The sequence below is a fragment of the Photorhabdus bodei genome (assembly GCF_003287735.1).
Lineage (GTDB): Bacteria > Pseudomonadota > Gammaproteobacteria > Enterobacterales > Enterobacteriaceae > Photorhabdus > Photorhabdus kayaii.
Window position 1 is genome coordinate 1 of sequence record NZ_NSCM01000070.1, and the last position, 10,164, is coordinate 10,164.

The following is a 10,164-nucleotide window of genomic DNA, read 5'->3' on the forward strand; positions in this document are numbered from 1 at the left end:
ATCAGCACCTTTGAATTTCAAGAACATAAAATGGTGACAGGAATGCAATCTTACCACCATGAGCTTTTGAGTTTATTAGGCGTACAATATAAAGCGGTTTATTCCTGAATTAGGTGCGGAATGAAGGATAAAATATTCAAATAAAAAACGCTTTTAAAGGTAATAAATTAATTATATATTATACTTCAAAGGCGTTATTCAATGATAACCAATGCAATGACCCTGTAAATATACCAGTAATCATTGAAGGTGCTTGATTTTTCCCAAAATAAGGATCATTGTACCAGTCATGAAAATATTCATTACCGATGAACAAAAAGCCGAACTCGAACACCTCCATCACACCTGTCGTGATAAGAGGGAGTGTGATCGCATAAAAGCGGTTCTGCTGGCCTCTGAGGGCTGGAGTTCAGTGATGATCGCTCAGGCCCTGCGTCTTCATGAAACGACCGTTAACCGTCATAAGATGATTGTTCATTAAGCTTCTTGTTTATTATTTCTGAGAGGTTATTAATTTCCATTGACAAATGTTCGTATTTCGACCAACCCAGAGTGCAGTCAAGGAGTGCTTCCAGACGTACCATAAATTCAATGGCATCCCGTGCAGGGATCTCCAACCGCCCTCGCTTGACTAGTTCTTCTGTGTCATCTCCCGTTGTCTCACAGGCGATTTTGATAATTAATTGACGAATATAACCTACTGATATTGACATGATTTCTCCCAAAATCTTTCTGCATGGTAAACTGCTTGCCCGGTATGGAAACATGTTTGTGCCAGACGTTGTGCATGGACAATAATTGCATCTATCGTTTCCTGATCGGTTTGGCTGGCATAATTAGATAGTGCTGCGTATTTATCCGCTAATGTTTGATCGATACTGATGGCTTCTAGTATGCTGAATTTTCGCTCTGTCAACTGTTTTTCCAAAATATCCAGTGTAAATTCAGCTGTATAGGGTAGGTCTTCGTAAAAAGCAAGTTGCCATTGATGATTCTGTAGTGAACAAATGGCATGATGGACAATCTGGTGGTCGATATGATGACCAATGGCGGCTGGCGCAATCACAATATCAGGACTGGACTCTGCCAAGACCTGCTGTAGCTTCTCCAATACGATTGAAGCTCGTATGTCATCAGTAAGTTGTCCCTGAGTAAATTGCAATTGGCGCTCATTCCCATCGTCATAGCCGGACAGACTGGAATCTGAGAGTCCAAGAGGGTATAACTTCATCTTAAAATTTTGACAAAAAGTCTGCTCTTCTTTTACTCGTACTTTACTGATAACGGAGGAACCCGCATCGCGCAAGGATTTAGGGAGCGCCCATCGACTTTGGGTAAATACGGTCACAACCTCTAATGTGGATACAGAGGCCAGTTGTGAGACGAAACCTCCTATCGAATAAGCAATATCATCGGGATGTGGAGAAATTAAGGTCAGGCGTTTACCATACCAATCTTTTATTCTGCTCATAATGCATACCTTTGTAACCAATGGATAGCATCGGCAGCTGGCATAACATCACTGGCACCGTCGATCATATTGAATGCGGCTTCCATTTGTCGCTCGATAGAGACATAGATTTGGTGCTGCGTAGAAAAGTGCAGAGCAAGTTCTGAAAATACCTGTTTGAAGTGGATCTCCAATTCCGTTAAAACGGCTTCAGTTGCCAGCGAGATAGCCTGATTATCAAACTTATACAGTAACAGGCCGTGTTTACCACAAGCAGTATAGAAAGCCTCATCCAATTCTGGTGTTGCACAGATGAATTGCAGTAATGGCCCATCTCCCATGACTTTTATTGGCAGCTTTGCCTGTGCAATTAGTGTGCGTAATGTGTTTGCCAGCATTGACCCACACGTGACCAGACGTTTGTAGCCTTGTTCGTCATGCATATATTTCAATGTGGCTAAAGCAGCAACAATAGGCACTGTGTCCAAGTAGGCGGTATAGGCCATATGTTTAGTTTTTTGCATCATTTCAGTTGGCCCGACGAGGCAGGATAAGCGTTGCCCATTGCATAGTCCTTTGGCAAAGGTATAAAAATCAGCCTGTTCGCCAATAACCGGTGGTAACGCAGAACCAGTCACTGAACGATAGCCATTTTTGACTTCATCACTGCAAAATAGAACGCCATATTCACGGGCAAGATGGGCTATTTTTTTTAATGTTTCTGGTTTGAGATGTACATAGTCGGGAGAAATCATCACCATTGCGACTTCGCCATGATAGTTTTCTAACACATCAGCCAGTAATTCAGGGATGAAGTAGAAATCGATAATACCGCTTTCATTTGGCTGCAAAAAATGGGAAGGCGAAGCCCATAAATCCCCCCAACCGTGGTAACCTGCGCTGGCGATGATTTTTTTGCCTGTTATCTTCCGGGCACACTGGACAACAGCACGGCAGGCTTCAGTTCTTGAGCTGAAAAAAGCAACTTGCCCATTGGGGATACCACTATCAGCAACAATGATTTCTGCGAGAGCCTCAAAAGGCTCTGACCAGCAGGTGGAAGCCCCCTGTTTATTATTTAAACTGGAGATTATTGCTTCTGTGACTACCAGATGATGGTGTCCCAACGTGATGCTACCTTTGCCATTCATCAGGTCAATATAGTCTTTTCCATCACTCAGTCTGACGATAGCACCACTTGCGGATAGAGCATGTAAGTTTGGTGCCGGTACGCCGACAGCAGAGGCGATTTTTTCAGGTTTACTCATAGACACTCCCCGATATTTCAGTCGGTTGCATATTCGCGATGCTTTCGATAATCAAGTTGTGATACTGGATAAAAGTTTGGAATAACAAGGTGAGATCTTCACATAAGCGCATCTTACCTATAGGGCTAAATTGACGTACTTCCCGGCGGAAACCGTCAAGCAGCAAAAGCAGCGCAACAGGTAAGGAAGTGAATATCACTGGTGAATTATCATTCTCTGTCTGGTTACTATTGTACATCAGCTGTAATGTGGCGGGCGGCAGTTGATATACCAACAGAAAAACAGCTATCTCCAATTCTGGCCAGCTTATCCCTCCCCAGTTAGCCTCTTGATGAAAACGGTAGAGATGCCCATCCTTGCCAACTTGCCAGTGCCAATCACCAAAGGCATAGCTAAGGGAAGAGCGTATTGGTCGGGTACTTCCTGCAAAAGGAGGAATATTGAGTGAATCGAGCCAAATGGGTAAGTCAGGTAATTTGTGTTCACTCAATTTACTTTTACCCACTTTGTGTTGCAGGCATTCCCATGCATTACGAATGGCTGCTCCTATTGGAATCTGAGGTAGCTGGCCGACAATATCTATTAATGGTGATTGGCTGACAGACTGAATAACAGCGTTGCACTGTGTAAGCCAAACCTGATGATTTTCATGAGGTGTTTCAGCCATAAGATCCCGTAATGGCCGCAATCCCGGAAGATGTTGAGCAATATGATAACCATCAAGAAACCACGCCTCAGGATAGGCAGTATTGGCTTGCTTCACCCGATTGAATTCCGTGAGTCCATAGGTGCTTTCCCCAATAAATCTCAGGTGCAACAATGGCGTTTCATGTTTATCCGTGACTAACAAGGGAGTTTTTTTGGGGTTAATCAACCTTCTTGCATATTTTTCCATTGCTGGCGAGTTCCAAGGCAACCAAGCCTCACCCAAGCCATATCTTTTTTCCATTGTTGGGCAATGGATAAAGATCTGTGTATCCGCGTTATTTATTATTGTCGAATTCAGTAAATCAGACGCTGGTATCGCAGAAGTCAATGTAGAAAGAAAATGGCGGTGATCATTTTTTAACAACAGTTGCCAGAGTGAACGCCGTTCACGTGTCATCAGTGGTGATCGCACAAATACGGTTGACCATGAAGCTGATGTTGTGATTTTTCTCACATGCCCAATGCTGGCAAACCAGATGTTTTCTGCTTTGAAGGCTAACCATTCCGCAAGTTTTTCAACGGTATTGCCTGTATCGGGTTGATCATCAACAATCACGACGTCTGGACGTTCAGATTGTGCGTCAAGAAGACGAAATAGAGTATCCAACTCTGAAGGATGGTACTGACAATAGGCGTTAATATGCCTTAAAGGGCGCAGTGTTAGCCATGCAGGGGGCACACCATTAATCTGAGTTAATCCTGCAACCCAACGTGGAATAAGAAAACTCCCACCACTGCGGAGACCGACAACCACGATGGAACGCCCGGAGGCAAACTGGCGGGCGAAACGGATTGCATCATCCACACAGACTTCGGTATCCCCTACATCATAGCCATAACACTCTGGCAAGGGGAGTGCCAAAATACGGGTCAGTAGATCCATCCAAGGAGAAAATTGACCTTGCAATACAATGCCTATTTGTTGAGAACACTCCGTTTCAGCCGTGATTTTATGACCACAAGCGATAGACAAAGCGGCCTGTTGCGCATGTGTAGCAGAATATTTGGCCTGACGGCGGACAGATAACGGCTGTTGACTGGCTTCAGCAAGAAGACTTAGGTCGCTCCATATTTGTCCCAGAGCGCAGGCTGATACATAACCATCACCGTTTTGAGCATATTCAGTGGCGAATAACTTCGCCACTAACTCTGAGGGGGTAATCTGTATTCTAGCAACCTTGCCTAGGTATTTAGTCATTCTGCCCTCATTTTGTCCGCATAGTGCTAATAATCGCAATCGGATCAACCTCAGACAATTTAAAACGGCCTTTCTCCTCTGTGGCTATAGGAGCCAGAGCACGTTGAATATACGTTTCAATTTCCTCTGTGATGCCATAAGGGATAAGACTAAGTTGTCTGACAAATTGTTGACATTGGCCCTCAGAGAGTACATTTGCATGATAGGCAAGCAAGTACTCTTTGCAGCGTTTAAACTGACTTTGCCAAATCGCGATTTCACCTGCGATTGAGGCAGCAGAACCTGCATTTACCGCGATTTCAGGAACGTGGTGCAAAACTAAATTACGCAATCCGGCATTTTCTGGAGCAGTAACCAACTGCTGCAATGTAGCCGACAAATCTCGACGATGTAACAAGCTGACTGCGATCCGTTCAGCCCCAATCGGGGAGAGTGGTTTTTGTACCATCCGCATCAACGTCTGCTCTGGCCATACTGCTGAAAGGAGTAATCCCATCTGCCCTGCGGTGGTGTGAAGGCATTCCCACTGTTCTTGGTCATCCTCTGTTTTTTCCAGCTTCTCAATAATTCGGTGAAAAGCATCCCAGGCATGGTCAAAACCAGCAAGGTAAGCGCTGGTGACCTCATCACGTATAGATTCATTCAGACAGAGTGCAGCGAGCGTTGAGGCAAAGGGCAACGAATAAACTGTGATACGCTGAACAGAAAAATCAATCACAGCCCGGTAATTAACATAAGCGTGGAATAGATCACTCCAGGGAGAATGTCCCAGCATGTCATGCACATGGGAAACTTCATCATTAGGCACATAGGAGAAATCATAAGCAGTATCGAATAGCACTCGCAACCAAAGCACCAGTTGCTCAAGATCCTGTCTCTGCCAATGTAAGCCATCAGCACGCTTTAAACGTAAGAAAAGTGTCCAAGTGCCTAATTGGCAGACCCGATTTGATGATATCTGCCATTGTGGTTTCCATTCTGAAATACGTGATGCCAATGCATCGAAGACATATAAGCGACCAATCTCCTCTTCCGGGGCATTCGGAAGCTCGCAGAACTCAACAACCAATTCCTTCTCATTAAAGAGGAAACTGGCCTTATGTACGACAAAAGGCAGAGAAATCTCAAAGAGGTTATTAGTTAACCTTAAAAGGCAAGAGCGGGCATCACCAAAACCATCAGCGATATTGATCAATTTATGTAAAAGCGCAGGTAGATCAGGCCCCGATTCAGCCCGGAAACGAACCAGCATCCATTGATGCAATAGATTGTGTAACTGGTGAGCATTTTCTATCGGTAGCTGTTCCGGTGTCATATTACCTGCGACAGGCATTAAAACCTGCCAACGTAAGAAATCATCCCCCAAGATTTCTACAACATCTTCTTTTAATTCAAGAAAAAAAGTGTCCGGCATAGGGTTATGACGAACATGCTCTACCCATCCCTGGAAAGCGCTTAATGCCGATTTTTCTGTGGCAGAAAGCGTTGATAGCTGAGCAAACTCCATCCAATCGCTGAGCAGATCTAGATAATTTTGATACGTGCTCAGCTCGTGTCTATCAACCACATCGGCTAATACCGCCTTGAGTACCTGATCGTAAGTATCCACTAAATCTATGCGACAAAGTGCCCTCAAGGTGGGTAATTTCGCCTGATGTAACTCTTTCATCAGGCTATCCGTAGCTTGTAGCAAATCAGCGGCTTCACTCGCTCCTGCCAGTGCTGCGGCTGCTTTAAAGCGCTTAAGTGGAGACAGGAAAGCCACATAGTCAGCAAACGCTTTGGGCGCACAAACCAGATTTGCCAGTGCAGTCGGTGACAATTGGCGATGATGGATAACTTCAAACAGTTCATGAACAGAAAGTGTAGAACCTGCTGCCTGAGTTAACGCGTGTAAGATGTTGATCCGGTCTGCATCTTCATAAATGGGAATAATGTCTGTATCTGCGAGCACATGAAGTAGGCACGCCAGTAGCAGACGCCCATCCCCATTTGGGGACGTTATCGCAACATCAACCCATTGCGCCAATGGCATCGCGGGAATTCTCTCAATCCATGATTCGGCTTTGATAAATAACATCAGCAGGCGCAGGTCATTGAGTTGGCTGACCTTATCTACCAATGTTGGGATAGCCTTACATAAGTTCGGTAATGCCGACTGCGTATCGGTTTTGGCTCTGAAAGCACAGAGATAATCTGTTGTTACATCGGTTGCCAACCAATGAGCAGGGTAGAGCGTCATCGCTTTCTCACCGACTTGTGCCAGGAGCCAACCTGTTAAACTTGGGCTTCGGACAATGTCACCATGCTGTAACCACGTGTCCATTGGAAAAAGAGTACGTTGCCTGAGTGAAGCACCGATTTTTTCCTCCAATACCGGTAAGCCAGCCAGCGCACGTTGCAAAACATCCGAAAGATCTTGAGAAGACAGCGCCGTAATGGGCAGAGATTCTCTATCGTCAAAAATATTCTGTACAGCAGCAGGCAAATTAACCGACTCAATGGTTTCCGTTTCCAATTCGATAAGTGGTTTTTGCGCACTAAAGTAGGCTTGCTCTCCCACACTATTAATAATGACCAAAGGAACTGTGGGGATATTGGTTAACTGGGTAAGAAAAACGGGCAATTTTTGTTGACGGAACATGATGCCAGCATGTTCACTGGCAACGCCTGATTCAACGAAGACAGCCACAAGAGTGGATCGCACTGGCAAAGGAAGACGCAAATAACGAGACCAAGCATCGTCTAATGTAGATGCCGAAAGGAAAACGCCTAAATTAGGCTTTGCAGGATGCAGCAATGTTGTTACGGGAACCACCTGCATACTACGTACCAGCTCTTCTTTCACTTCAGTGGTTAACTGCTCAACCTGACGCTCAAGTACATAACCCGGAGCGGGGCGTGCCTGTACTAACCAAATCTTATCCACGCGAACCTGACATAATTGAGCGCCATACCACAGAGGTGCAGCTAACGTTGGCCAATGATAGGCCACAGAGTTTGCCCTTGAGCCGGGGGATTGTGCAGACGCAAAACCAAAACCGAACGCCAGTTCTCCCCGGATACCTTCAGAGGCATGTAAAGTCAATCCGGTCACGGAAACCAGGCCATGATCCGTTTCCAAAACCCACTCAGTGTCTAACGCAATTTCAGAGAAATATTGATGTAATTGATTGATAATTTTATTTAAATTATGGCATGCATCGGCTGTCAGATACGGAGCCTGTAAGGCGTCCACTGTAGATGGCGTACCTTCAATCAATTTTTGCACAAAACAGGTGATTGGCTGCGGTTGATAACCCGGATCACTTAACCGTTGCTGTTCAATGGATTGAAGTTCAAATCCACTGAAAGCCACCGTAGAAAGCGTATCACTAAAATCTGCCGGACAATGACAGATGATACTGGCATAGCCTCCAGCATTCACGAAAGCATCACCATCCTCTAAACCCGCACTGCGAATAATCCAGGGGGCAGGGCCACAAACTTTCTCAACCTGTTTTATCCAATCGGGGTGCTCAGTGATGTACTGACTGTAGAGGGTGCGTAGCAGTGCGGTATCTGCTTGCGGATAATGTCTTACAATGGCAAGCGCTTTATCAGCCGCAAATCCCACTAAAGGTGGAACCAATGCTGAAAAATCAGTGTGCCGGGAAAGTTGTTGTAATCGTTCAAATTTTGCAGCCATACGTTTTATCTTCTTACCTTTAAAGCCATAATCTCAAATGATTTTTCGCGTTAACAAGAACAAGCCTAGATTTTCCACCTATCTCTTCATTCTCTATAACGTGCAATGCTGTATTACTAATACGCATATGCCAGCGTTGTAATAGGGAGATTTCCAGCCCTAGCAACACAAACATTGCTAACTCTATAGTGAATGCATGGGAAACGATCAGAGTGACCATTTCCCGGCCACGCTGTTGGTGCCGTTGACGCAAAAAATCGGTCACTCGTGCTCGTTGTTCAATAACAGTTTCTACTTCAGGTCTTACTTTAATTGTGGGACTATTCAAACGTTCTTCCAGCATTGCATCCCATTCCGGCAAACTTAATGGCGGTATCAGTGAAGGTGCTATACGCACTTCTTCCAAACGCTCATCAGATATCAACGGTAAATTGTACCGTGCAGTGAGAAATTTGGCCGTTTGCATTGTTCGGACCATTGGGCTGCTAAACATCTTGTCTCCGATTAACTCCTTGGGAAAATTATCTGCTAACAATTGTGCTTGTTGCTGGCCCATTTCCGTCAGTGGTGAATCAGGCAAAACTGAACTGATTAACACATGGTCATCCTGTAGATTGCATGTTGCTTCTGCGTGTCGGATGAACACAAAACGATGGCAATGTGTTGACGTCATAATAGTTTTGGCCTTTTGGTGATTCACAGATGCTCGGCATAGCTCATTACCTTATCCAGAGCACGCTGGACATCAAGCATGTCTGTTTCTTCTGCAAGTAAAAAATGATGCGGCAAGGCAATGTGGCTATGGGAGAATGCCTCCGCTATTGGCAGACTAAAACGCTGCGGCTGAAGCGACCCAAGATAAACCAGGTACAATGATTTCATCACCAGCTCCGCCCCCCACTGCCTCTAAAGCCATAGTCAAGCTAGCAGTACCGCTGGAGGCAGGAACACAATAATTAGCATTCGTGTAACGTGCATAAGCTTCGGCAAAACGCTGTTCAAAAGAAAGTACCCCGCGGTATGGTCCACTTATTGACCAACGCTGACTATTTAAAACAGAAAGTAAATTATCTACAGTTTCGGAAGAACTTGTAGGCCACCCAGGCCAAGACATTGTTCGAATGGAAGAGCCTCCATGTATTGCCAGTTTAGACACGATGAGTAATCTCCTTTTCAAATAAGAAGTGATATTAATCCAGCGAAAAATCCATAGGTATCGTTAAGCTATAGGGGATATGTCTCCCTTTCATTTACATAGAATATCCTATGTGAATTACTACCGGTTTACTAAGTTAAATAACCAATAGCACCGCTACACTCAATTCTTAAACTCAGTTATAGCTATAGGCTTTCACTTTAATACAAGGTGTTACACTATTTTTAAGTTTAATTTAAATAAAATCGCAAGATTTGAAAAACATTAACATTGGGCATTCTGTTTCTTAATAGAAGATGTATTATCTAGTTAGATTTTTTAATTTCTCAATCTATGATTTATTTTAAACTCTATATAAAAATACAAACCATATAAAAAATCAATAAATTAACAATCTAATTTTCAATATCGTGATTCACATCATAATTAATTACACGTAAATACCATAAATTAAAATATAATATTACCAATTAGAGTCACACACCATTAAATATATTTAACCTTAATGATTATGGTCATACATTAAATCATTAGATACCGGATAACCAGCACTACATGGTGTTGCTATGTAAATAAGATTTCATAATTGTGCTACACCCATTTTTTGTCTTCCTGGCTTTTGCTGTGATGAAAACGATGCCAAAAAGGCATCAACATAATTCAGTAACTGCCACATAAATTGACAACAATGATTTC

General features: G+C 43.9%; 8 protein-coding genes and 2 pseudogenes. 1 reads left to right on the forward strand and 9 read right to left on the reverse strand.

Annotation, left to right across the window (positions count from 1 at the left end; translation table 11 throughout):
* Window positions 1–289: 289 nt before the first annotated feature.
* Window positions 290–463: pseudogene (locus CKY02_RS21645) on the forward strand (helix-turn-helix domain-containing protein); the annotation flags it as partial.
* On the opposite strand, the gene CKY02_RS21650 reads toward CKY02_RS21645, so the two are convergent.
* The 9 genes and pseudogenes from CKY02_RS21650 to CKY02_RS21685 all read right to left on the reverse strand — a co-directional run.
* Window positions 453–767 carry a DUF6137 domain-containing protein gene (locus CKY02_RS21650; protein WP_338015640.1) on the reverse strand — a complete coding sequence of 105 codons (315 nt, stop codon included), beginning with the start codon at window positions 765–767 and terminating at the stop codon, window positions 453–455. The pseudogene CKY02_RS21645 and the gene CKY02_RS21650 sit on opposite strands and share 11 nt — an antisense overlap.
* Window positions 698–1,471, reverse strand: a complete 774-nt coding sequence (locus CKY02_RS21655; RefSeq protein WP_112896859.1) for a PIG-L deacetylase family protein — start codon at window positions 1,469–1,471, stop codon at window positions 698–700. The genes CKY02_RS21650 and CKY02_RS21655 overlap by 70 nt, the downstream gene beginning before the upstream one ends.
* On the reverse strand, window positions 1,468–2,718 hold the full coding sequence (locus CKY02_RS21660; protein ID WP_112896860.1) for an aminotransferase class III-fold pyridoxal phosphate-dependent enzyme: 1,251 nt from the start codon (window positions 2,716–2,718) through the stop codon (window positions 1,468–1,470). Before CKY02_RS21660 ends, CKY02_RS21655 begins: the two co-directional genes overlap by 4 nt.
* On the reverse strand, window positions 2,711–4,624 hold the full coding sequence (locus tag CKY02_RS21665; RefSeq protein ID WP_112896861.1) for a hypothetical protein: 1,914 nt from the start codon (window positions 4,622–4,624) through the stop codon (window positions 2,711–2,713). Before CKY02_RS21665 ends, CKY02_RS21660 begins: the two co-directional genes overlap by 8 nt.
* Window positions 4,625–4,631: 7 nt before the next feature.
* Complete coding sequence (locus CKY02_RS21670) at window positions 4,632–8,312, reverse strand: hypothetical protein (protein ID WP_112896862.1); 3,681 nt, start codon at window positions 8,310–8,312, stop codon at window positions 4,632–4,634.
* Between the two features lie 19 nt (window positions 8,313–8,331).
* Window positions 8,332–8,985 (reverse strand): histidine phosphatase family protein, encoded by a 654-nt coding sequence (locus tag CKY02_RS21675; protein ID WP_112896863.1) that lies wholly within the window; start codon window positions 8,983–8,985, stop codon window positions 8,332–8,334.
* Window positions 8,986–9,008: 23 nt separating this feature from the next.
* The gene (locus tag CKY02_RS24155) at window positions 9,009–9,194 is read right to left on the reverse strand and encodes a hypothetical protein (RefSeq protein ID WP_146747483.1); all 186 of its coding nucleotides are present in this window, start codon (window positions 9,192–9,194) and stop codon (window positions 9,009–9,011) included.
* A complete protein-coding gene (locus CKY02_RS21680) occupies window positions 9,142–9,468 on the reverse strand; it encodes a DegT/DnrJ/EryC1/StrS family aminotransferase (RefSeq protein ID WP_202924526.1) in 327 nt (108 codons plus the stop codon). The genes CKY02_RS24155 and CKY02_RS21680 overlap by 53 nt, the downstream gene beginning before the upstream one ends.
* 580 nt (window positions 9,469–10,048) lie before the next feature.
* A pseudogene (locus tag CKY02_RS21685) lies at window positions 10,049–10,164 on the reverse strand (IS630 family transposase); the annotation flags it as partial.